This window comes from Aestuariicoccus sp. MJ-SS9, from assembly GCF_032586235.1.
In the GTDB taxonomy this organism is placed as follows: Bacteria; Pseudomonadota; Alphaproteobacteria; order Rhodobacterales; family Rhodobacteraceae; genus Aestuariicoccus.
On the sequence record NZ_JAWHTD010000140.1, the window covers coordinates 1 to 566 of the forward strand.

1 protein-coding gene is annotated in these 566 nt (G+C 56.4%); it reads left to right on the plus strand.

The annotated features are described in order from the left end of the window. Positions 1-54: 54 nt before the first annotated feature. On the plus strand, positions 55-566 hold a 512-nt coding region (locus RXV88_RS23640), incomplete at its 3' end, for a hypothetical protein (RefSeq protein WP_316296189.1).

A 566-nucleotide genomic window follows, 5' to 3' on the forward strand; every position in this document is an offset into this window, starting at 1 on the left:
ACCGGTGACTACACAGTATCGGTATCTTTGGCGGAAGGCGACATTCCGGGGGACGTGACCACAGATACCACGCTGGAGCCAGGCGTGCCCTTCACCTCGGTTCTATATGGCAGCCAGGATCGCGACTGGTTCGCCGTCAACTTGGAGCCTGGTCTCGGATACTTTGCCCGCGTAACGATCAATACCGGCACGGACGGCGGGGAAGGTGCTAGTTTTGCCTTGCTAGATGAAACCGGTACGTGGGAGTATTCTAGGTGGTGGGAGTTCGGCACGCCGAGTTCGTTCGGGGGGGCCTTTGGCGTCGAAACACCGGGTAAGTATTTCATTTCCTTCAGCGCATCGTTGTGGGGCGAAATTCCCTATGAAGTTGTTTTCGACACAAATGACGAGACGCCGATCGGGACGCCCGACACCGAGGGCACAGCGGTTTTAGGTGAGACCGTATCGGGCCGCGTCGATTTCTGGAACGACGCGGATTGGTATTCGGTTTCGCTCACGGGAGGAGAGGAATACACGCTGTCCTTTCTGCAAGTCGTCGATCCTATGTACTTCGGTGATTACCAGTA